This window comes from Stenotrophomonas sp. 22385 (assembly GCF_052045085.1).
GTDB lineage: Bacteria > Pseudomonadota > Gammaproteobacteria > Xanthomonadales > Xanthomonadaceae > Stenotrophomonas.
On record NZ_JBQEOG010000007.1, the window covers coordinates 34870 to 56929 of the forward strand.

A 22060-nucleotide genomic window follows, 5' to 3' on the forward strand; every position below is an offset into this window, starting at 1 on the left:
AATGACACATGCGCGCGGCGGGGCGGCCGTCGCGCGCATGTCATGGGCACGTAACCGCAGCTGCCAATACTGCCGGCCGACCCCACTGCCGCGCCCATGACCGATGCCCACTGCTGGCCGTTATCCCCGCGTATCGCTGCTCGCCCTGTTGCTTTCTGCTTCCGTGCAGGCCACCGCTGCCGAACCGGCACCCGCTGATGACGCGCGCACGCTGGACCAGGTACAGGTCATCGGCCAGGCCACCAGCTTCGCCAAGACCACTGTCAGCCAGGAAACCCTGCAGCGCCAGCAGATCCTGGGCAGCGTCAACAACGCGCTGAACGAACTGCCCGGCGTGGTGGTCAGCGAAGCCGATGCCACCGGCTCCTCGGTCTGGGGCACCCAGATCAGCATGCGCGGCTTCGTGACCAACCGCGACACCCAGCAGATCGGCACCACCATCGATGGCCTGCCCAACGGCGGCTCCGGCTATGGCGGCGGCTCGCTGGCCAACCGTTACATCGATACGCTCGACCTGGAGACCATCGAGGTCAGCCAAGGCACGGCGGACATCTCCTCGCGCTCCAACGAAGCGCTCGGCGGCACGCTGAACTTCCTCACCAGCGACCCGCTGCAGGACGCGCGCCTGCGCATGGTCGCCGGTGGCGGTGACAATGACGCGCGCAAATACTACGTGCGCTATGACACCGGCGTGCTGGGCGGCAACACCCGCACGTGGATCAGCGCTTCGTCGGCCCGGGTCAATGACTGGATTGACGGCAGCGGCCACGTCAGCAACGATCACCTTGCCGCAAAATTCATCACCGAGCTCGACCGCTGGACGCTGAGCGGCTACGCCTCGTACAACGATGCCGACGAACCCGAGTACACCAGCGTCACCCCGGAAGCGTTCGCGACCAACCCGGACCGTGATGGCCTCACCGGCACGCTCACCGGCATTCCGTACCTGGACCAGAACTTCCGTTCCGGCTCGCGCGCGCTGCGCGAGAACACCTTCGGCTACCTGCGCGGCGCATTCGACAGCGGCAATGGCTTCAAGCTTTCGCTCACCGGCTACGCGCACAAGATGGAAGGCCGCGGCGACTGGCTGCCGCCGTACCTTGTGCAGGCGCGCAACGACGGCGCGGGCGCGCCGGAATCCGAATACCTGGGCGGCAGCACCGTATACGGCGGCAGCGCGCAGGGCCAGTTCTACTTCGTCAATCCCGACGGCAGCGCCGCGCAGATGCGGGCCGGCTGCGTGCCGCGCGCCGGGTTCAGCGCCGAGTACGACCCCAACTGTTACGCAGCGGGCGTACAGGGCGTTCAGTCCTACCGCCATTCGCACTATGACAACGACCGCGCCGGCTTCACCGCCGACGTGGAATGGAAGCAGACCCTGGGCACGGTCGACAACACCGTGCGCGCCGGTGTGTGGCTGGAACAGTTCGACCGCAGCGTGCGCCGCGACTGGCACCGCCTGCTCAACGTGGGCACCGACATCAGCTTCGACCACCAGCCGTACTGGGTGCAGTTCGAAGACCGCTACAAGACCGATGAGCAGATGTACTACGTGGAGAACGTGGCGCGCTTCGGGCCGTTCAGCGCACGCGTGGGCGTCAAGCAGTTCTTCGTTGACCAGAAGCGCAACCGCGTGATCGGCAGCGCCGAGAACGTGCGCTCGGATTCGAAGTCCGACCCGCTGATCTCCGCCGGCGGCACCTGGACCCTGCCGGTGGACGGGCTGGAACTGTTCGGCGGTTTCTCGCAGAACTTTGCCGCCATCCCCTCCGGTGTACTCGGCGAAACCGATGCGCAGCGCTTCTCCCGGGTGGAACCGGAAACCGCCGACAACATCGAGCTCGGCCTGCGCGTGAGCCGCTGGCCCTTGACCGGCTCGCTGACCCTGTACAACATCAAGTTCGACAACCGCATCGTCTACCTGCCCGCGCGGCTGGCTGACGGCATCGATTACCTGGACGAGACCGATGGCGTCTACGAGAACTTTGGTGGCGTGGAAAGCAGCGGCCTGGAAGCCGCGCTCGGTTACGGCTGGGACAACGGCTGGCGCATCAACGCTGCCTACACCTACAACCGCTCCAGGTACCTGGGCAGCGGCAACGTGGCGCGCGACACAGAACTGGGCATCGTCGATGGTGCACAGGTGATCGGACAGCCCAAGCATGTGCTGGTGGTGTCGGCCGACTGGCAGGGCGACAGCTGGAACGTCGGCCTGTCGGGGCGTTACCTGGGCGAGCGCTACCTGGATGCGGCCAACGACAATCGCCTGCCATCGGCCACGGTGTTCAACGCCAACATCGGCTTCGACCTGCAGAGCCTTTCGCCGAAGCTGAAGGGCGTGGGCGCAAACCTCGTGGTAAGCAACCTCACCGACCGCCGCTACCTGGCCGGCGTGGACGGCAGCGACTCGGCCTTTATCGGCGCGCCGCGCACCGTAGGCTTCTCGGTCCGGGTCGACCTGTGAGCCCGGCGCGCCCGCCCTTGCCCGACAGCAGCCGGCGACGGCTGCTGCAGGCCGGGCTGGCCGCAGGCATCGGCGCGCTGATGCCCAGCATCACGCGTGCGGCGGCGATCGCGCCGCATGCACGCAGCCGCAGCCTCGAGGATGTGCAGCACATCGTGGTGTTCATGCAGGAGAACCGCTCCTTCGACCACTACTTCGGCACGCTGCCGGGCGTGCGCGGCTTCGGCGACCGCTTCGTGGTGCCGGCGGCCCCGCTCGCCGCGGGACAGCCACGCCGCAACGTGTGGCTGCAGCCGAACGCGGCCGGTACCCACGGCATCGCCCCGTTCCCGCTGGATACCGCCGCACACTTCGGCCATATGCGGGTGGAAGGCACCCCGCACACCTGGCCCGATGCGCAGCGCGCGTGGGACCACGGGCGCATGGCCCACTGGCCAGCGGCCAAGCAGGACCATGCGATGGGCTACTACCGTCGTGCTGACTTGCCGTTCCAGTTCGCGTTGGCCGAAGCCTTCACCGTATGCGATGCCTACCACTGCGCGATGCAGGCCGGCACCAATCCAAACAGGCTGTTCCTCTGGACCGGCCACAACGATCCACATGGACGCGGCGGCGGCCCGGCCGTAGCCAACTCGCACGACAACTTCCCGGAACTGGGCGGCCACCCCGATTCCTACACCTGGACCACCTACGTCGAGCGCCTGCAACGGTCGGGTATCGACTGGCGGATCTACCAGGACATGGCCGACAACTTCACCGACAACCCGCTGGCCGGCTTCGAGCCATTCCGCCAGGCCTGGCGCGGCGCGCCCGGGCATGACGCAGCGCTGCGCGAGCGCGGGGTCGGCACCCGTGGCCTGGCGCAGCTGCGCGAGGACGTGCTGAAAGGTCAGCTGCCGGAGGTGAGTTTCATCATTGCCGATGCCGCCGGCAGTGAACATCCCGGACCGTCCAGCCCCGCGCAGGGCGCGGCCTATACCGCGCGCGTGCTGGATGCGCTCACCGCGGACCCGGACGTCTGGAGCCGCACCGCGCTGCTGCTGATGTTCGACGAGAACGATGGCTTCTTCGACCACATGCCGCCACCTGCACCGCCGTCGCGTGACCCCGCCGCGGCGACGGGTTGGGCAGGTGCTTCCGCAGTGCCCACCGATGGCGAGTACCACCTGCAGCCGTCGCCGGGCAACGAAAAGGCCAACCCGCACGACCTGCGTGGCCGCCCCTACGGGCTGGGCCCACGCGTGCCGCTCTACGTCATTTCGCCGTGGAGCCGTGGCGGCTGGGTCGATTCGCAGGTGTACGACCACACCTCGGTGATCCGCCTGATCGAGCGCCGCTTCGGCGTGGCTGCACCCGAACTGTCGCCGTGGCGCCGCGCGGTGTGCGGCGACTTGACCGGTGCCTTCGATTTCACTGCCTCCGATACGCGGCCCTTCATTGCGTCGCTGCCGGCGACCGCTGCCGTCGCTGCGCGGGCGGCGGCCCTTCCCGGGCGCACGGTGCCGGCGCTGCCGGCAGACCTTGAACCGGCGAAGCAGGAACCGGGTGTGCGCCCGGCGCGCCCGTTGCCGTACCGTCCGCAGGCAGAGATCGCGCTGGATGCAGGCAACACCCACGTGCAGCTGACCCTGGGTTGTGAAGGTGCCGCTGCGGTACTGCATGTCTACGACCGGTTGCGCCTGGAGGCGATTCCGCGCCGCTACACCGTAGCGCCCGGTGCGCAGCTGCGGGATCACTGGCCGATACACACAGGGGAAGGCTACGACCTGTGGCTGCTGGGCCCGAACGGCTTCCACCGGCAGTTCCGTGGCGAGGCGAACGCCGGGGTACCGGTGCGGGCGTCAGTCAGCAGGGAGGATGAGCAGCTGTTGCTTCAGCTTCACAACACCGTGGCTACGGGGCGCGCGGTCACCGTACGCGCCGCCGTCTACGCGGGCCGCATGCCCGAACGTGAGCTGCAGCTGGCGCCGGGGCAGGCCATGCAGATCCGCTGGAACGCTGCTCCCACGGCGGGCTGGTACGACCTGGAGATCCAGCAGTCCGGCGTGATGCAGCGCCTGGCCGGGCGCATCGAAGATGGCCGGCCGGGCAGCACCGACCCGGCACTGGGCACCGCGGCGATGCGCTTCCTGCTCGACTGACATGGCAAGCGCCGGCTTTCGTGCCGGCGCGCACGCCTAGCGCGGTTTCAGTGCGGCCCCGGCATGGCCCGCCGCCGACCAGGCGCGCAGGCCCATCACCGCCAGGCCGACGAACACCAGGTACAGCCCGGCGGTGATGTCCAGTGACTTGGCCAGGTACATGCCCACATAGACCACGTCCACCACGATCCACAGCCACCAGGTGGCCACGTGGCGGCGTGCCTGCCACCACTGCGCCACCAGGCTGAGCGCGGCCAGCATGGCATCCAGCCACGGCAGCGCCGCGTCGGTCCAGGTGTGCATGGCCGCGCCCAATGCGATGCCGGACACGATGCCCACGGCCAGGTCGCGCAGCAGCTGCCGGCGCGGCAGCGGCACGATCACGATCGCGCCATCCTGTTCGGCGTGCCGGTGCCAGCTCAGCCAGCCATACAGCAGGAAACCACCAAAGGCGACCTGCAGCAGGGTGTCCGAATACAGCCGCGCTTCGATGAACACCACCGCGTACAGGGCGACGGCCAGCAGCCCCACCGGCCACGCCAGCACGCGGCGCTGGGCCATCAGCCACACGCCGAGCAGGCTGGCGGCGACAGCGCTCCACTCGAGCATGAGCGCGCTCACAGGCCGAAGGTGACCGACAGCCGCGCCTGGCGCGGCGCACCGGCGAACAGGTAGTAGTCGCCGTAGCTGCTGCCGGTATCACGCCAGTAGAAGCGGTCGAACACATTGTCCACCGACAGCGTCCAGGTCACCGGATGCGCGCGCAGCGCGTGCTGGAAGCGCAGGCCGGCATCGAACACCGAATACGAAGGCGCCTTGACGCTGCCATCCACCGTCGCCGCATTGGACGAGGCATAGCGCCAGCCACCACTTACCGCCAGCCCGGGCGCGAACGGCAGGGCGTAGTCCGCGTGCACGGCCGCGCGCACCTTGGGCACGTTGACCAGCTGCTGGCCGTCATGGAACGCGGTGCCGGAATCGCGCGCACGTGCCTGCAGCACGCTGGCGCTGGCCGTCAGGCCCAGCCGTTCGGTGACCTGGCCATTGGCGGTCAGCTCCAGTCCGGTGTGGGCCTGGGTGCCTTCCTGCACGAAGGTGAAGCCGGCATCGCTGGCGTCCGGCTTGGCGTACTGGAAGGGCTGGGTGGTGCGGAACACTGCCGCGCCCAGCATCAGGCCGTCGGTGGCAGCGTACTTGACGCCCAGCTCGCGCTGGCGCGACTGCAGGGCCGGCAGGAAGGTGCTGCCGTTGGACGTCCAGAACGGCGCTTCCTGGCCCAGCGACAGGCCTTCCACGTAACTGGCGTAGACATTCAGCTGTTCGGTCGCCTGCCACACCAGTGCGGTCTGCGGAAGGAACTGCGACAGGCGGCTGTGCCGTTCCGGGGTACCGCGCTTGTCGTATGCGCGCTCATCCAGGCGCACGTAGCGGCCGCCGGCCAGCCACTGCCAGTCATCGCCGATGTGCATGCGGTCCAGCGCGAACACCGCGCGCTGCCAGCTGTCCAGGCGCCGCGCCGACGGGCCCGGCTGCAGCGGGGAGGGATCGAACACCGGCACCTGCGCATCGCCGATGTTGGCCGTGCCCACGTACTCGTTGACGTTCTGGCGCTTGTCCACGGTACGGTGGAAGGCGCTCAGGCCCACCGACAGCTCGTGTTCCACCGCCCCGGTGCTGAAGCGGCCGCGCAGTTCGCCGCGTGCCTCATCATTGCGGCGCACGTCGTCGGGGCTGCGGTAATCGTAGATGTCGTAGTCGCCGTTGGGCGCGAAGTAGTTGCCCGGCACGCTGCCATCGGCGCAGCCAGCAGCGTAGTAGCAGCCGTACGCGAAGGCCACGTTGTCCTGGATCACCGAACGGCTGTGGCCGACCGAAACGCGTGACTGCCAGGCAGGGCTGAAATCGTAGGTGTGCAGCGCGGTGAGGTTGGTGCTGTCGATGCCCACCGGCTGCTGCCACGGCTGGTGGCCCAGCATGCGGCTGCGGTCCACGCCGCGCGGCAGTTCGCTGCCGCCCAGCAGCTGGTAACCGGACGCCGAGCGCTGCGCGCTGGTCTGGTAGTTGGCATCCACCTCCAGCTTGCCGTGTTCGCCGATCAGCCAGTCGGCGGCCAGCGAATAGAAATTGCGGCGGCCGTCGGCATGCTCGATGTAGGACGACGTGTCATCCCAGGCGGCGTTGAAGCGCAGCCCGAAGCGCGGAGTCAGCCAGCCGCCCAGATCCACCGCCGCGTAGCGCGAGCCTTCCGAATCGGTGGCCAGGGTAACGTTGCGCACCTCGGCGGGCCGCTTGCCGACGTAGTTGATGATCCCGCCCGGCGCCATCACGCCAGCCGCCAGGCCGGCCTCACCCTTGAGGATCTCCACCTGCTGCACGTTCTCCAGCGCCAGCCGCTGTTCGCCGGCGATGGACAGCCCGTTGAAGCGGTAGCCGGTGGCCGGGTCCAGCGCGAAGCCGCGGATGGCGATGTTCTGGTAATAGCCCACCGGTGCGTAGCTGTCGCCCAGCGAGGCGTCGTGCCGGGCCAGCTCGGACAGGGTGCGCACCTGCAGGCGGTCCAGGAAGGCGCTGTCGAGTACGTTGACCGAGGCCGGCGTGTTCTTCCATTCGGCGCTGCCGAAGCTGCTCGACGGTGCCAGCGGCGTGGCGGGCTTGCGCGCCTGTACGCGGATGCCGGCCAGGTCGGTGGGGGAGCGCTTGCCCGCGGCGGTGTCGGCGTCACTGGCGTACAGCGGCAGGGCGGCGCAGAGGGCGGCGGTCAACAGCGTGAGGCGGTAGCAGCGGTTCATTCGATTCGTCATCAGCCAGAGGAGACGAAGCGACGGCGCGCAGGCGCACCGGCCCGCAATGGGGGTGCGCTCGCTGCTCAAGCTCCCTACGCCGGTGCAAACCGGATCAGGTTCCAAGGGACTCTCTCAGCCTGGCAACGCCAGGCACCCCCGCTTCAGTGGCCATTTTCACACCAATCGGCCCCCGTTGCGACCCCGGCGGTTCAGGCAGCGGCGTGCAGGGCATCCAGCAGGGCCCTGCCCGGGCGGCGGGTGAACCAGTCGGCATGGCCCAGCAGGAACGTGTGGTATGCCACGTCGGCGTTGGCCGGGGAGCCGGTAACCCCTTGGAAGTACTCCACTTCCGAGAGGGCGAAGTCCAGGTGTACCACCGGCAGCAGGTCGGCCAGCAGGTGCACCTGGGCAGCCGCCAGCGGGCGTACCTGGCGGTAGCCGGCCAGCAGCGCCAGCGCGATATCGGCATGCGGCACCGGGCCCCCGCCGCGGGCATCCAGCCACGCGATGGCATTGCGCTCGATTGCGGTGGCCAGGTCGAACAGAGCGCTGGTCGGCGAGGCCAGGCCGAAATCGAAGACGGTGCTGATCGTCGCCGCGGGGCCGTGGCCGTGCCAGAGCAGGTTGGACACATGCCAGTCGTTGTGCCCCCACAGCACCGGTTCGGCGGCCAGCTGCTCGACCACGGCCGCGTGCCAGGGCAGCACCGCGCGCTGCAGGTCGTGTGCCCAGGGCTGTCGCGCCAGGTAGCTGGCCAGCGCCGGTCGGTCGGTCAGCTGCTGGCCGAGCAGCGCCAGCGGATCGTGGGCGCGGATCAGGTCATCGCGCGCCACCAGCAGGTGGGTGCTGCGCTGGGGCGCGTGGTAGCTCGCCGACGCAAGGTGCAGCCGGGCCAGCATCGCACCCGCCGTGCGTGCCTGGGCCACATCGCCCAACGGTGTCCATGAAGGACTGTCGCGGTACAGGTCGTGGCCATCGCCTTCGGCGTGCAGTTCGTAGGTCCAGTCGCCGTGTTCGATCGCGGTTGCGCCTTCGCGCGTGGGCAGCATCTGCACCACCGGCAGTCCCGCAGCGGCCAGGTGCGCGATGAAACGATGCTCTTCGGCCAGTCCCTCGGCCGTGCGCACGCTGCGATGGTGGCGTTTGACAAAGCAGCGTCGCGATCCGCCTGCCAACAACGCCGCGGCGGAAAACGGGCGCGGGCTGTGCCACAACACGTGGCTGTCCTCGTCGAGCGCGCTGTACTGGCCGCGCAGCCACGCCAGTTCCTGGTTGAGGATCGCTGGCCAGTCCGCAACGACGGCGTCGTTGTCCAGGCCCTGTACGCGATGGTCTGAATTCGTCATGCAAACTGAATGTTCAGTGGCAGCCCGGAGGCGTGCCACGCGAAGTCACAACGGCCATTGCTGCAACCAGTCGAACAGCTGCGCATCGTTCTTCAGGCCGAGCTTGAGCATCGCATCGCCCTTCTGCCGGCTGATCGTGCTCACGCTCTTGTGCAGCTTCGCGGCGATCTCCTTGACGATCAGGCCACTGGCGAGCAGTCGCAGTACTTCCACCTCGCGCGGCGACAGCGCCCGCGTGCGTTCATCACCCAGGCTCTGCGTGCCGATGCGGTCGATGAGATTCTTGAGCGTACGGCTCACGTATGGCTGGCCGCGATGTACGGTCTGGATGGCCACCGGCAGCTCCTCCATCGAGGAGGTCTTGTCGACCAGCCCCAACACGCCAGTGGAGACCACCATGCGCAGGATCGCCAGATTGTTGGAAACACTGAGCATCAGCACCGGCAGGTCCGGATAGTGACGGCGGACCTGTCCGATCATGGCAAAACCGTCAGGTTGCGCGCCGCCGGGCATTGAATAGTCGGTGACCAGCACATCGCACTTGTTGGCCTTCAACGCGGCCAGAAGCTCGTCCACGCTGCTGGCTTCGGCCACCACCTGGCCAACGCCGCTGGATTCGATCACGGATCTGGTGCCGATGCGGACCACTGGGTGGTCGTCGGCGATGATTATGCGCAAGCTCATGGAATAGTATGGCCGGTAAGGCAGCGGCCCCTTGGGGCACGTCGCGGTGGGCGGATCACTCCTGGGAGAACTGACAGCATGCGTACCTCGGTTGTCCGCTGGCTGGTCGTGCTGGGCCTGGTGATCGCGCTGGGCGCCACCGCCTTCGCGACGCCGGCGCCTGCACCGTCGCTCTCACCGCGCCAGGCTGAATGGATCGACCGGAACCCTACCATCTTACTGGGGCTGTACGACAGCGGCTGGCCACCATTCGAATTCATGCACAACGGCCGCCCGGATGGGCTTGGCTACGACTACTTGATGTTGCTGACCCGGCAGCTCGGCGTACGGGTGAAGGTGCGGGTGTATCGCGATTGGGCCGACGTGCTGGATGCGGCATGTCGGGGCGAGGTCGACGTGGTGATGAACATCACCCTGACCCCGGATCGGACCCGCTGCATGGTCTATACCGGCTCCTATGCCGATGCGCCGCTGGCGCTGGTGGGACGGATCGGGGATACCCGCACCTCGACCGACCCGGACCTGGCCGGGCTGCGCGTGGTCACCGAGCAGGAATTCCTCACCAGCCACCAGGTGCGCTCACGTTTCCCCGCCGCCCGCCAGGTGACCGCACCCAACACGCGCGCCGCGCTGGCGATGGTGGCGCAGGGCAAGGCCGATGTGTACATCGGCAATGCGCACGTGGCCAGCACGTTGATCCGTCAGCAGGGCATTGACGGCATTGCCCTGCTGCGGCCCAGCGACCTGCCGCCCGAACGCCTTCACTTCGGCGTGCCCAACGCGCGCCAGCCGTTGGCCGAAGCGCTCGACAGCGCGCTGTCGACCGTGACCGCCGCGCAGCGCGAGGCGCTGTACAAGCGATGGCTGCCGCCGCTGCAGTGGTCGGCGCAGTCGCGGCTGATCCTGGGCGAGGCCGAACGCCGCATCCTGGCTACCCCATTGCGCATGGGCTATGCCCCGACCGGCGCGCCGCTGTCGTTCATAGATGCGGCCGGCGAACCCAGTGGCGTGGCGGGCGATTACCTGCGCCAGCTGCGCATGGTCGGCGCGCAGTTGAACCGCGTGCCGGCGCACGACTGGTTTGAAGTGCGCGAGCAGATGCGCCGCGGCGATGTCGATGTGGTGATGGGCATGCCCAACGACGCGCATTACCTGGGCGATGACTGGGTCTTCAGCCAGCCCTTCATCAGCGTGCCCAACGTGATCGTCACCCCGAACAACAGCCGTTCGGTGCTGGGCCTGGGCGACCTGGACGGGCGCAGCATCCTGCTTTCAGATCCCGAGCGCCTGCGGGGCTACATCCTTCAGTACGCCCCCAAGGCGCGCATCGTGCCGGCGCGCGGCGTGGAGCAGGCGCTGTCGCGATTGGCCAATGGCGACGCCGACGCCTACGTGGGCAACCTGGCCATGGTTGACCGCGTGGTGCGCGAGCTTTACCCGGCCAAGCTGCACGTGGCCGCGCCAGCGGGTTTCAGCGACCAGCTGTCGTTGGCGGTCAAGCGCCAGTACGCGCCGTTGGCCACCACCTTCGACCGGGTGCTGGCCAACCTCACCCCGCGCGAGCACGCTGCCATCCGCGGAGACTGGTTGCTGGCCGAGTACCGCGCCGGGCTGGACTGGCGCTCGGTCGCGCGCTGGGCGGTACCGCTGTCGCTGGTGCTGCTCACCGGCATCATCGTGCACGGCTGGGGTTACTGGCGGCTGCGCCGTGAGGTCGGCATGCGGCGCCGGCTGGAGCAGCGCCTGGTGGAAGTGACGGACAACCTGCCGGCGATTGTCTACCAGGCGCGACGTGACAGCGATGGCCGGGTCACGTTCCCGTACATCACCGGCGACCTGCAGTCGATGTTCGGGGTGAGCACCGCCGAGGTGGTTGCCGATGAAACGCGCCTGGTGGACCAGATCGACCCGCGCGACCGCGACGCCGTCAACCGCGCGCTGAACGAGGCCGCGCGTGATTTCTCCGCATTGGACATGGAGTTCCGCACCAGCCCCCACGGCGTGGTGCGCTGGGTGCGCACCCGCGCATTGCCGTATGCCGCCGAGCACGGCGTGGTGCTGTGGAGCGGTTATTGGGTGGATGTGACTGAAGCACGGGCGCAGGCCGATGCACTGGCGGCCGCCAAGTCCGACGCCGAGCGCGCCACCGCGGCAAAGTCCAACTTCCTGGCGACCATGAGCCATGAAATCCGCACGCCGATGAGCGGCGTTCTGGGCATGGTCGAAGCGCTGTCGCACACCGACCTGGATGGCGAACAGCGGCGCATCATCGCAGTCATCGAAGATTCGGCGCAGATGCTGCGGCAGATCCTGGATGACATCCTCGATTACTCCCGCATTGAAGCCGGGGCGCTGCCGCTGGAGCCGCAGCCGGTGATGTTGCGCAGCCTGCTCGACAACGTGCAGCAACTGTTGTCCCCGCAGGCATCCAGCAAGGGCCTGTCGCTCAGCCTGGAGGTCGACGCGGCGGTTGCCCATCAGCATCTGGTCGATGGCATGCGGTTGCGCCAGATTGTATTCAACCTGCTCAGCAATGCCATCAAGTTCACCAACGAAGGCTCGGTGACCATCGCGTTGAGCGTGGAACGCGATGATGAGATGGCGCAGGCGTTGCGCCTGACCGTGACCGACACCGGCATTGGCATTTCCCCCGAGCAGCGCGAGCGGCTGTTCAAGCCGTTCGCCCAGGCGGATGTCGCCATTACCCGACACTACGGCGGCACCGGGTTGGGGTTGAGCATCTGCCAACGCCTGGTGGGGTTGATGCGCGGGCGACTGGAGATGCACAGCGTGCCAGGCGAAGGAACCCGCGTGGACGTGCAGTTGAGTCTGCCGCTGGTGCCTGGAGAGGAAAGCGTGCGCGACGAGCAGGGCCCGGGCGGTGATGTCGACCCGTTGCCGCCCGGCCAGGCGCGCCGCCGCGTGCTGGTAGTGGAGGACCATCCCACCAACCAGGCCTTGATGCGCTGGCGGCTGCAGCAGCTTGGCCTGCAGCATGAGCTGGCCGTGGATGGCGAGGCCGCACTGAGGTTGCTGGCGTCGACCGGCTTCGATCTGGTCATCACCGATTGCCGCATGCCGGTGATGGACGGTTACACCCTTACCCGGCACATCCGTGAACGCGAACGCGGCAGCGGCCGGCGCATGCCCGTGCTGGCGCTGACCGCCAGTGCGCTGGCCGAAGACGTGCAGCGTTGCCGTGAGGCCGGCATGGACGACCTGCTGGCCAAGCCGGTGGCGCTGGCCACGCTGCGCCAGGCACTGCGCCGGTGGCTGCCCTCGGACGAGGCGGACGAGGCCGCGCGCGAAGCCACGCCGCGGGTCGAAACCGCGCCTGCTGCCGCGCCTACGCGGGCGGCGATCGTGCGCCGCTTCGGTTCCGAACATGTGGCGACGGTGCTGATCGACAGCATGCGCAAGGCCACCGCGGACGACCTGCAGCGCGGCTGGGAAGCACGCGACGCGGGTGACAGCAACACCGCGGTGGAGGTGCTGCATCGTATTGTCGGTGGGCTGGGCACGCTGGGTGCCGAATCACTGGCAACGCAGGCACGTGCGTTGATGCAGCGGATTCCGGAACAGGGGCTGGCGGCAAGCGCCGACGACATCCGCGCGTTCGAAGAGGCGCTGCAGGTTTACCTGCTCAGCCTGGACGAATCGTAGGGGCACGCAGGGCGTGGCTCTACGGCTGTTCCTTCAGGTACTCGATGACCAGCCGCCTGCGCTCCGGGTCTGCCGTCGCATTCACCATCCTCGACCCTGGCACCACCGCTGCCGGCGAGCGCAGGAACGCATCCAGCGTCTGCTCGGTCCACACCAGGTCGGCGCGTTGCATCGCCGGTGAGTAGGGATAGCCGGCCACGCTGCCTGCGCGGCGGCCAATCACGCCGTGCAGGTTCGGGCCGAAGCGATGCACGCCCCCGGCGTTGACTGTGTGGCAACCGCCGCAGATCGCGAACGCGCGCTGGCGCTCCCGTTCCCGGGCCTGCTCCGGCGTCTGCGGCGCACGCTCGCAGGCGCCCAGCAGCAGGCCGCACACCATCACCAGGAAAACGCGCGGCAGCGACATCACATCGCGGGGTAGTTCGGCCCGCCGCCGCCCTGCGGAGTCACCCACACGATGTTCTGGGTGGGGTCCTTGATGTCGCAGGTCTTGCAGTGCACGCAGTTCTGCGCGTTGATCTGCAGCTGCTCGTGGCCTTCGCTGCCGACGAATTCGTATACACCGGCCGGGCAGTAGCGCGCCTCCGGCCCGGCGTACTCGGCCAGGTTGACCCGCACCGGCACACTCGCGTCCTTCAGGGTCAGGTGTGAAGGCTGGTCTTCTTCGTGGTTGGTGCTGCTCAGGAACACCGAGCTGAGCCGGTCGAAGGTGAGCACGTTGTCCGGCTTGGGGTACACGATTCTCGTATGCTGCGACGCCGGTTCCAGGCACTCGTGGTCGGCCTTGCTGTGGCGCAGGGTCCACGGCGGGTTGCGGATGCCCAGCTTGGGCAACAGCCACTGCTCGATCCCGGTCATCAGCGTGGCCACGCTGCGGCCCTTCTTGAACCACTGCTTGAAGTTCTTGGACTGCTTCAGCTCATCGTGCAGCCAGCTGCTTTCGAACGCGGCCGGGTAGGCACTGAGCTCATCGCGCTGGCGATCGGCCGCCAGCGCATCGAAAGCGGCATCGGCAGCCAGCATGCCGGTCTTGATCGCCGCGTGGCTGCCCTTGATCCGGCTGGCGTTGAGGTAGCCGGCTTCGCAGCCGACCAGCGCACCGCCGGGGAAGACCGTCTTGGGCAGCGACAGCAGGCCGCCGGCGGTGATCGCGCGCGCGCCGTAGGCGATGCGCTTGCCGCCTTCCAGGTGCCTGCGGATCGAGGGGTGGGTCTTGAAGCGCTGGAATTCCTCGAACGGGCTCATCCATGGGTTGCGGTAATCCAGCCCGACCACGAAGCCTACTGCGACCTTGCCGCCGTCGGCGTGGTACAGGAACGAACCACCGTAGGTATCGCTGTCCAGCGGCCAGCCGGCGGTGTGCACCACCAGGCCCGGCTCATGCTTGGCCGGGTCGATCTGCCACAGCTCCTTGATGCCGATCCCGTACGCCTGCGGGTCCTTGCCGGCGTCGAGCTGGAAGCGCGCGATCAACTGGCGGCCGAGGTGGCCGCGCGAGCCTTCGGCGAAGATCGTGTACCTGGCATGCAGTTCCATGCCACGTTCGAAGTTGGGGCCGTGCGAGCCATCCTTGCGGATGCCCATGTCACCGGTGGCCACGCCCATCACCGCGCCGTTCTCGTCGTACAGCACTTCGGCGGCGGCAAAGCCGGGGAAGATCGCCACTTCCAGCGCTTCGGCCTGCTGCGCCAGCCAGCGGGTGACCTCGCCCAGGCTGATGATGTAGTTGCCTTCGTTGTGGAAGCACTCCGGCAGCAGCGCATGCGGGGTGCTGCGCGCGCCGTCGGCGCTGAGGAACAGGAACTCGTCGCGGGTGACCTTCTGCTTCAGCGGCGCGCCGCGCTCGGCCCAGTCCGGAAACAGTTCGGTCAGCGCGCGGGTATCCATGATCGCGCCGGACAGGATGTGGGCGCCGGGTTCGGAGCCCTTTTCCAGCACGCACACCGACAGTTCGCGCCCGGCCTCAATGGCGCGCTGGCGCAGGCGGATCGCGGTGGCCAGGCCGGCAGGGCCGGCGCCGACGATCACCACGTCGAATTCCATGGCTTCACGCGGGGGCAGGGCAGTGGTTTCTTCGCTCATGGGGGTGCGTAACTCGTGGGTAGTGCCGTCCCGGCCGGAGCCGGCGGCGGTTGCCTGGGAATCGCGCGACGTGTCACTGCGCAACTACTGGATCAGTACATCAGGGTACCGGCACGCGCGGTTTCCGCCTAGCTCGAAGACGTGGGCTGCCGCATGCTGCATTGCATCAAACCAGCCCGCTGACACCGCGCGGTCCGGCCCACGCCCCGCCGCCGTCAGCCGCTGGCCCCAAACGCTGCGTGATATTCAACCTCTGCATCCGGCCACTCCCCGCGCAGCAACCGCGCCTGGAAATACGCCGCAGGCACTCCGGCCAGCCGCAGTTGCCGCACGGCCTGGAACCCGAACCGGCCGTAGTAGCCTGGATCGCCCAGCAGCACGCAGCCTGCGGCACCCCGCGCGTCCAGAGCCTCCATCGCGGCCTGCATCAACGCACTGCCCACGCCTTCACCCTGCCGCCCCGGCGCCACCGAAATCGGCCCCAGCCCATACCAGCCCTGGCTGCCGTCACTGAGTTTCACCGGCGACAACCCCACATGCCCCACGATGCCCTCGGCGTCCACCGCCACCAGCGACACCGCCAACGCACCGGCATCGCGCAGCGCATCGACGATGTACTGCTCGGTGTGGCTGCTGTGCGGCGCATCGGCGAACGCGTTGCGGGTGAGGGCATGGATGGCGTCGGCGTCGCCGGGATGCTCGCTGCGGATCTGCATGTGCGATGACCTGTGCGGTGGTAGGCGGCCATCATACGGGCGTGCTGCGGCGTGCCTTGGCCGGTTCCGGGCCAGGCATCACAATGGGGGTCCTGTTACTGCCCGCGACGTCGCCGCCATGGCCCTCAATCCGTACGATCTGTTCGATGTCCGCTCGCTGCTAACCGAAGAGGAACGCGCTGTGCAGGCCACGGTGGCGCGCTTCACCGACGAACGCGTGCTGCCGATCATCGGTGACGCCTTTGACCAGGGCCGCTTCCCCGATGAACTGATCCCGGAGATCGCGTCGCTGGGCCTGCTCGGCTCCAGCCTGCCCGAAACCTATGGCGGCGGCGGGCTCAACGCGGTCAGCTACGGGCTGATCTGCCAGGAGCTGGAGCGGGGCGATTCGGGCCTGCGCAGTTTCGTTTCCGTGCAGAGCTCACTGTGCATGTACCCGATCTTTGCCTACGGCAGCGAAGAGCAGCGCCTGCGTTGGCTGCCGGACATGGCGGCCGGGCGGGTGATCGGCTGCTTCGGCCTGACCGAAGCCCACGGCGGTTCGGACCCGGCCGCGATGAAGACGCGTGCGGTGCGCGACGGCGGCGATTGGGTGATCAACGGCAGCAAGATGTGGATCACCAGCGGCCCGGTGGCCGATATCGCCATTGTCTGGGCGCATACCGAAGACGGCATCCAGGGCTTCGTGCTGGAAAAGGGCATGGCCGGCTTCACCACGCAGGAAATCAAGCACAAGATGAGCCTGCGCGCCTCGCTCACCGGCGCGCTGTTCTTCGACAACGTGCGCGTGCCCGAGCGTAACCGGCTGCCCAACGTGCAGGGCCTGAAGGGCCCACTGGGCTGCCTCAACCAGGCCCGCTACGGCATCAGCTGGGGCCCTATCGGCGCGGCCGTGGCCTGCCTGGACGAAGCGCTGAACTACACCAAGGAACGCGTGCTGTTCGGGCGCCCGGTGGCCGCCACCCAGAGCGCCCAGATCAAGTTGGCCGACATGGCCCGGCGCATCACTACCGCGCAGCTGCTGTCACTGCAGCTCGGGCGGTTGAAGGATGCCGGCCAGCTGCAGCCGCAGCAGGTCAGCCTGGCCAAATGGAACAACTGCCGCATGGCGATCGACATCGCGCGCGAGTGCCGCGACCTGCTTGGCGGCGCTGGGATCACCACCGAGCACGTGGCGATCCGGCATGCGCTGAACCTGGAATCGGTGATCACCTACGAGGGGACCGAGACCGTGCACCAGCTGGTGATCGGCCGCGAACTGACCGGCATCAACGCGTTCTGACGGACGCACGACCAACGGTCGTGCGCTACCCGCAGGTATCGACCGTTGGTCGATACGCGTTCGGTAGGTATCGACCGTTGGTCGATACGCGTTCGGCAGGTATCGACCGTTGGTCGATACGCGTTCGGCAGGTATCGACCGTCGGTCGATATGCTTCACGCCCCGCCCGCGAAACCGGATTGCCGCCATGCTTCGTACATCACCACAGCAACCGTGTTTGAGAGGTTGAGGCTGCGGTTGTCCGGCTGCATGGGCAGGCGCAGGCGGCGGCCGTGCGGCAACGCGTCGAGCACGTCCTGCGGCAGGCCGCGGGTTTCCGGGCCGAACAGGAACGCATCTCCGTCTTCAAACTGCTGGGTGTCATACCGCACGCTGCCGCGGGTACTGAGGGCGAACAGGCGCTTGGGGGCTATGGCCTGCAGGGCGGTATCCAGGTCCGGATGCACCTGCAGCCGCGCGTACTCGTGGTAATCCAGGCCGGCGCGCTTGAGCTGCTTGTCGCTCAGGTCAAAACCGAGCGGCTCGATCAGGTGCAGTCGCGCGCCGGTGTTGGCGCAGAGCCGGATCACATTGCCGGTATTCGGAGGAATTTCCGGCTGGAACAACACAACATGGAACGTAGGCGTGGCGGTCATTCGTACAGTTTACGCCGCGACCCTCTGGCAGGTATCGACCGTTGGTCGATACCTGCCGTTACGGACGAACCAGAACCGAAGCGGTTTCAACCGCGAAGGCCTGCAGGTCGTTCGGCGACGGGCGCACCTGCAGGGTCGGCAGGTTGATGATCACGTCACGGGCGATCGTGCCGGCGGCGGAAGCCAGGGCACCCATGTAATCGGTGCTGCGGTCGTTCTGCTCGGCAGCCAGGGCTTCGCGCTGTTCGGCGGTCGGGCGGACTTCAACGGCGGCCAGGGTGGTGACGCGCTGGCTGTTGGCCAGTTCGGCACGGTATTCGGCGATCTGGCCGGCGGTCGGGCGGACTTCCACCAGCGCCAGCGTCGGAATGCTGCTGGTGCGTTCCACCTCGGCCTGGGCCAGCTGGTCGGCGGAGGGGCGGACCTGCACGGTCGGCAGGGTGGTGATGGCGGAAGCGGCATGCACGTTCGAAACAAACGCGGAGCCGGCAGCGAGGGCGATGGCAATTGCGATGGTCTTGGTGTTCATGACGGGGCCTGTTTAGTGTTGGTGATCAGTGGTGTGGTAGTAAGGTAGTACACCGAATCTGGGAGCGCAAGAGAAATTTTCAGATTCCGTGTTGTGTTCAGCGATCAGTCAGCTTTGGTTTGATCGTGTCCTTTCCGCACGTGGGTATAAGCAGGCCCCGTGCCAACTTTTAGTTGTTGATTTGAAAGGGTTTTATGCGGTGCTCGGAGTGTCCGCTGTCCGGACACCTGTCCGATCAGGGGCTGCGCGACTGTCCGGACAGGGGTTCAGGTGGCGGCAGAAGGCGCCGCAGCGGTCAGCGACGCGCCTGGAAAGTTCCCTGACAAAGGGAGTGACTGTTGGCCGATGCCTTTACCCGTGGTCCCGGGCTAGCATCCCCCTTCACTTTCATGACCAAGGAAACGGAATGACCGCCCAACTTCGACCGCGTGCCGCGCTGCTGGCTGTAGCGCTTTCCGCCGCCCTGGGCAGCTTCGTCCCGGCGCCGGCGATGGCCAGGCCGGCGCAGGTCGCCAAGGTCGACATTCCGTTTGAAGAGTTCACCCTGCCCAACGGCCTGCGCGTGGTAGTGCACACCGACCGCAAGGCGCCGATCGTGGCGGTGAACATCTGGTACCACGTGGGCAGCAAGGACGAACCGGCCGGCCGCACCGGCTTTGCGCACCTGTTCGAGCACCTGATGTTCCAGGGCAGCGAAAACCACGCCGGCGAATACTTCGAACCGTTCAAGCAGGTCGGCGTGACCGGCCAGAACGGCACCACCAACACCGACCGCACCAACTACTTCGAGAACGTGCCCACCACCGCGCTGGACATGGCGCTGTGGATGGAATCGGACCGCATGGGCCACCTGCTCGGCGCGATCGACCAGGCCGCGCTCGACGAACAGCGCGGCGTGGTGCAGAACGAAAAGCGCCAGGGCGAGAACCAGCCCTATGGGCAGGTGTGGGACAAGCTCACCCGCTCCATGTACCCCGAAGGCCACCCGTACCACCACGGCGTGATCGGGTCGATGAATGACCTCAACGCGGCCTCGCTGGACGACGTCAAGAACTGGTTCCGCACCTGGTACGGCCCCAACAACGCGGTGCTGGTACTGGCCGGCGATATCGACGTGGCCACCGCCAGGGAAAAGGTCGCCCGCTACTTCGGCGACATCCCGGCCGGCCCGAGCATGGCCCAGCCGGCGGTCAACGTGGCCAAGCGCGGGAAATCCACCCGCGAAACCATGACCGACAAGGTGCCGCAGGCGCGCATCTACCGCGTGTGGAACGTCGCACAGACCGGCACCACCGACATCGACCAGCTGCAGCTGTTCGCGCAGGTATTGGGCGGGGCCAAGTCCTCGCGCCTGGACCAGCGCCTGCTGCATCAGGACAAGCTGGTGGACAACATCAGCGCCGGTGCCTACACCTCGCAGCTGGGCTCCAACTTCGTGATCATGGCCACGGTCAAGCAGGGCGTGGACCCGGCCAAGGTCGAAGCGATCATCGATGAGGAAGTGCGCCGCCTGGTCAAGGACGGCCCCACCGCCGATGAGCTGAGCCGCGGCAAGACCGCGTTCCGCGCCGGGTTCATCCGTGGCATCGAGCGCATCGGCGGGTTCGGCGGCAAGGCCGACGCGCTGGCCGAGTGCGCCGTGTTCGAGGGCGACCCGGGCTGCTTCCGCCGTTCGCTGGCCAACATCGACGCCGCCAGCGCCGCCGACGTGCGCGCGGCCGGCGCCAAGTGGCTGGGCGTGGGCGACCATACCCTCGTGGTGGAACCGGGCGCGCGCGTGGCGCTGCCCGAACTGCCGTCGGCCACGCCCAAGCCGTTCACCGTGCCGCCCGTGGACCCGAAGTTCAGCACCAGCCCGACCGGGGTGGACCGCAGCACTGGCGTGCCGCAGACCCGGAGCTTCCCGGAACTGAAGTTCCCGCAGCTGCACCGCGCAACGCTGAAGAACGGCACCCAGGTGATCCTGGCCGAGCGCCATGACATCCCCGTGGTGCAGTTCAGCTATGAATTCCCCGGGGGCTTCACCGCCGACCAGGGCCGCAAGTCGGGCACCGCCAACTTCACCATGGACCTGATGGGCGAGGGCGCGGGCAAGCTGGGCGCGCTGCCGTTTGCCGATGCGGCTGACGCACTGGGCGCCAGCCTGGGCGCGTCCGCCTCGCTGGACAGCGCCAGCGTGTACCTGTCGGCGCTGAAGGAAAACCTGGCCCCGTCGTTGGCCCTGTACGCGGACATGCTGCGCCAGCCGCGCTTTGACCAGGCCGAGATCGACCGGGTCAAGGCCACCTGGATCGCCGGCATCCAGCAGGAGAAGGTCAACCCGAACGCCTCGGCCATGCGGGTGCTGCCCACCCTGCTGTATGGGGCCGGCCACCCGTACGCCATTCCGTTCACCGGTAGCGGCAACGAAGCCGACATCCAGTCGCTGACCCGTGCGGACCTGGTTGACTTCCACCGCGATTGGCTGCGCCCGGAGCAGGGCACCCTGATCGTGGTCGGTGACACCACCCTGAAGGAGATCGTGCCGCTGCTGGAGCGCCAGTTCGGCGACTGGAAGAGCAGCACCCCGGCACCTCAGGCCAAGCCGCCGGTGGATGTCGCGCGCCCGACCACGGCCCGCGTCTACCTGATCGACCAGCCTGGCGCGGTGCAGGCCAACCTGTTCGCTGGGCAGGTGGTGCCGTCCACCATCGACGCGGGCGCCACCCGCTTCGACATTGCCAACGGCGTGCTGGGCGGCGACTTCACCTCGCGCCTGAACATGAACCTGCGCGAGGAGAAGCACTGGTCCTACGGCGCCCGCACCATGGCCAGCAGCACCCTGGGCCAGCGCCCGTGGATGGCCGTGGCCCCGGTGCAGATCGACAAGACCGCCGAGGCGATGAAGGAAATGCAGAAGGAGATTGCCGACTTCGCCTCCGGTGCCGAGACGATCACCCCGGCCGAGGTCACCCGCATCCGCAACATCCAGAACCTGAGCCTGCCGGGCGCCTACGAGACTGCCAGTGCCGTCATGGGCACCATCAGCGGCATCGTCCGCTACCAGCGCCCGGACGATTACGTGTTCAAGCGCAAGGCCGAGATCGAAGCGATGACCCCGGCCCAGGTGCAGCAGGCGGCCGCCACGCTGGATCCCAAGACCCTGACCTGGGTGGTGGTGGGCGACCTGAAGCAGACCGAAGCCCCGGTGCGCGCGCTGAACCTGGGCGAGGTGACCATCATTGATGCCGACGGCAAGCCGGTGAAATAAAGGTCACCCCGTAGAGCCGGGCTCTGCCCGGCTCCTCGGTGTCTGTGCACCCGCGATTCAGCCTGTTCAGGCAGAATCGCCCCAACGACCTTCACGAGCCTCCCCGCCATGCGCCTTCTGCTGCTTTCCGTTCTGACCCTCAGTGCCACTGCCTGCACCTGGGTGCCGATCGAACCGGTGGGCAAGACCGTCCGCGTGCTGCCGTCCGGCCCGGTTCCCACAGGCTGCGTAACCAAGGGAGAGGTGGTGGTCACCGTGAAGGACAAGGTCGGCTTCTATAACCGCAACCCGTTGCGGGTGCAGGAAGAACTGGAAACCCTGGCCCGCAATGAGGCCCCCAGTGCCGGTGCCAACGCGGTCCAGGCCTCCGGCCTGCCGGCGGATGGCAGCCAGCGCTTTGCTGCCTTCCAGTGCCCGCCACGCTGAACCCGTCAGGTCCGGGCCGCAACCATACGCCCGGACGTGAATTCGTAAAGGTGCGGTGA

At 67.6% G+C, this 22060-nt stretch carries 15 protein-coding genes and 1 riboswitch; of the genes, 6 read left to right on the forward strand and 9 right to left on the reverse strand.

The genetic code is table 11. The features are described 5' to 3' along the window. Positions 1-103 precede the first annotated feature (103 nt). Positions 104-2464, forward strand: a complete 2361-nt coding sequence (locus ACTJI4_RS13355) for a TonB-dependent receptor (RefSeq protein WP_440869602.1) — start codon at positions 104-106, stop codon at positions 2462-2464. A gap of 17 nt (positions 2465-2481) precedes the next feature. Beyond that, positions 2482-4605: a phosphocholine-specific phospholipase C gene (locus ACTJI4_RS13360; RefSeq protein WP_440869603.1), complete on the forward strand. Its 2124-nt coding sequence runs from the start codon at positions 2482-2484 to the stop codon at positions 4603-4605. A gap of 36 nt (positions 4606-4641) precedes the next feature. On the opposite strand, the gene pnuC is transcribed toward ACTJI4_RS13360, so the two are convergent. The 4 genes from pnuC to ACTJI4_RS13380 all read right to left on the reverse strand — a co-directional run bounded on the left by pnuC (position 4642) and on the right by ACTJI4_RS13380 (position 9418). Next, positions 4642-5214: a nicotinamide riboside transporter PnuC gene (gene pnuC, locus ACTJI4_RS13365; protein ID WP_392923463.1), complete on the reverse strand. Its 573-nt coding sequence runs from the start codon at positions 5212-5214 to the stop codon at positions 4642-4644. An 8-nt stretch (positions 5215-5222) separates the two neighbouring features. Then, positions 5223-7394 carry a TonB-dependent siderophore receptor gene (locus ACTJI4_RS13370; RefSeq protein ID WP_440869604.1) on the reverse strand — a complete coding sequence of 724 codons (2172 nt, stop codon included), beginning with the start codon at positions 7392-7394 and terminating at the stop codon, positions 5223-5225. A 66-nt stretch (positions 7395-7460) separates the two neighbouring features. After that, positions 7461-7556: riboswitch (TPP riboswitch) on the reverse strand. A gap of 41 nt (positions 7557-7597) precedes the next feature. Beyond that, entirely contained in the window at positions 7598-8734 is a 1137-nt protein-coding gene (locus ACTJI4_RS13375; protein ID WP_440869605.1) for a phosphotransferase enzyme family protein, read from the reverse strand. 45 nt (positions 8735-8779) lie between these two features. After that, a complete protein-coding gene (locus ACTJI4_RS13380) occupies positions 8780-9418 on the reverse strand; it encodes a response regulator (protein WP_392923471.1) in 639 nt (212 codons plus the stop codon). 78 nt (positions 9419-9496) lie between these two features. Here ACTJI4_RS13380 and ACTJI4_RS13385 point away from each other — a divergent pair, with 78 nt between their 5' ends. Further along, on the forward strand, positions 9497-13081 hold the full coding sequence (locus ACTJI4_RS13385; RefSeq protein ID WP_440869606.1) for an ATP-binding protein: 3585 nt from the start codon (positions 9497-9499) through the stop codon (positions 13079-13081). A 19-nt stretch (positions 13082-13100) separates the two neighbouring features. Here the strand turns inward: ACTJI4_RS13385 and ACTJI4_RS13390 are convergent, their stop codons facing one another. The 3 genes from ACTJI4_RS13390 to ACTJI4_RS13400 all read right to left on the reverse strand — a co-directional run bounded on the left by ACTJI4_RS13390 (position 13101) and on the right by ACTJI4_RS13400 (position 15879). Next, positions 13101-13487 (reverse strand): c-type cytochrome, encoded by a 387-nt coding sequence (locus ACTJI4_RS13390; protein ID WP_440869607.1) that lies wholly within the window; start codon positions 13485-13487, stop codon positions 13101-13103. After that, the gene (locus ACTJI4_RS13395; RefSeq protein ID WP_440869608.1) at positions 13487-15163 is read right to left on the reverse strand and encodes an electron transfer flavoprotein-ubiquinone oxidoreductase; all 1677 of its coding nucleotides are present in this window, start codon (positions 15161-15163) and stop codon (positions 13487-13489) included. The genes ACTJI4_RS13390 and ACTJI4_RS13395 overlap by 1 nt, the downstream gene beginning before the upstream one ends. A 215-nt stretch (positions 15164-15378) precedes the next feature. Beyond that, positions 15379-15879: a GNAT family N-acetyltransferase gene (locus tag ACTJI4_RS13400; RefSeq protein WP_440869609.1), complete on the reverse strand. Its 501-nt coding sequence runs from the start codon at positions 15877-15879 to the stop codon at positions 15379-15381. Between the two features lie 118 nt (positions 15880-15997). Between ACTJI4_RS13400 and ACTJI4_RS13405 the strand changes: the two genes are divergently transcribed. Next, the gene (locus ACTJI4_RS13405) at positions 15998-17161 is read left to right on the forward strand and encodes an acyl-CoA dehydrogenase family protein (RefSeq protein ID WP_440869610.1); all 1164 of its coding nucleotides are present in this window, start codon (positions 15998-16000) and stop codon (positions 17159-17161) included. Positions 17162-17316: 155 nt separating this feature from the next. Here ACTJI4_RS13405 and trmL read toward each other — a convergent pair whose 3' ends face one another. Further along, positions 17317-17796: a tRNA (uridine(34)/cytosine(34)/5-carboxymethylaminomethyluridine(34)-2'-O)-methyltransferase TrmL gene (gene trmL, locus ACTJI4_RS13410; protein WP_282244541.1), complete on the reverse strand. Its 480-nt coding sequence runs from the start codon at positions 17794-17796 to the stop codon at positions 17317-17319. A 58-nt stretch (positions 17797-17854) separates the two neighbouring features. Continuing rightward, positions 17855-18325 carry a hypothetical protein gene (locus tag ACTJI4_RS13415; RefSeq protein WP_392923489.1) on the reverse strand — a complete coding sequence of 157 codons (471 nt, stop codon included), beginning with the start codon at positions 18323-18325 and terminating at the stop codon, positions 17855-17857. A 406-nt stretch (positions 18326-18731) separates the two neighbouring features. Between ACTJI4_RS13415 and ACTJI4_RS13420 the strand changes: the two genes are divergently transcribed. After that, complete coding sequence (locus ACTJI4_RS13420) at positions 18732-21575, forward strand: M16 family metallopeptidase (protein WP_440869611.1); 2844 nt, start codon at positions 18732-18734, stop codon at positions 21573-21575. 108 nt (positions 21576-21683) lie between these two features. Next, on the forward strand, positions 21684-22001 hold the full coding sequence (locus ACTJI4_RS13425; RefSeq protein WP_093535545.1) for a DUF4156 domain-containing protein: 318 nt from the start codon (positions 21684-21686) through the stop codon (positions 21999-22001). The last annotated feature ends 59 nt before the right edge of the window (positions 22002-22060 follow it).

Excerpts from the sequence above, each read along its gene's own strand:
- ACTJI4_RS13400 (WP_440869609.1), bottom strand. The coding sequence starts at position 15,879 with ATGCAGATCCGCAGCGAGCATCCCGGCGACGCCGACGCCATCCATGCC.
- pnuC (WP_392923463.1), bottom strand. The coding sequence starts at position 5,214 with ATGCTCGAGTGGAGCGCTGTCGCCGCCAGCCTGCTCGGCGTGTGGCTG.
- ACTJI4_RS13370 (WP_440869604.1), bottom strand. The coding sequence starts at position 7,394 with ATGAACCGCTGCTACCGCCTCACGCTGTTGACCGCCGCCCTCTGCGCC.
- trmL (WP_282244541.1), bottom strand. The coding sequence starts at position 17,796 with ATGACCGCCACGCCTACGTTCCATGTTGTGTTGTTCCAGCCGGAAATT.
- ACTJI4_RS13390 (WP_440869607.1), bottom strand. The coding sequence starts at position 13,487 with ATGTCGCTGCCGCGCGTTTTCCTGGTGATGGTGTGCGGCCTGCTGCTG.
- ACTJI4_RS13385 (WP_440869606.1), top strand. The coding sequence starts at position 9,497 with ATGCGTACCTCGGTTGTCCGCTGGCTGGTCGTGCTGGGCCTGGTGATC.
- ACTJI4_RS13425 (WP_093535545.1), top strand. The coding sequence starts at position 21,684 with ATGCGCCTTCTGCTGCTTTCCGTTCTGACCCTCAGTGCCACTGCCTGC.
- ACTJI4_RS13420 (WP_440869611.1), top strand. The coding sequence starts at position 18,732 with ATGACCGCCCAACTTCGACCGCGTGCCGCGCTGCTGGCTGTAGCGCTT.
- ACTJI4_RS13415 (WP_392923489.1), bottom strand. The coding sequence starts at position 18,325 with ATGAACACCAAGACCATCGCAATTGCCATCGCCCTCGCTGCCGGCTCC.
- ACTJI4_RS13375 (WP_440869605.1), bottom strand. The coding sequence starts at position 8,734 with ATGACGAATTCAGACCATCGCGTACAGGGCCTGGACAACGACGCCGTC.
- ACTJI4_RS13395 (WP_440869608.1), bottom strand. The coding sequence starts at position 15,163 with ATGAGCGAAGAAACCACTGCCCTGCCCCCGCGTGAAGCCATGGAATTC.
- ACTJI4_RS13355 (WP_440869602.1), top strand. The coding sequence starts at position 104 with ATGCCCACTGCTGGCCGTTATCCCCGCGTATCGCTGCTCGCCCTGTTG.
- ACTJI4_RS13380 (WP_392923471.1), bottom strand. The coding sequence starts at position 9,418 with ATGAGCTTGCGCATAATCATCGCCGACGACCACCCAGTGGTCCGCATC.
- ACTJI4_RS13405 (WP_440869610.1), top strand. The coding sequence starts at position 15,998 with ATGGCCCTCAATCCGTACGATCTGTTCGATGTCCGCTCGCTGCTAACC.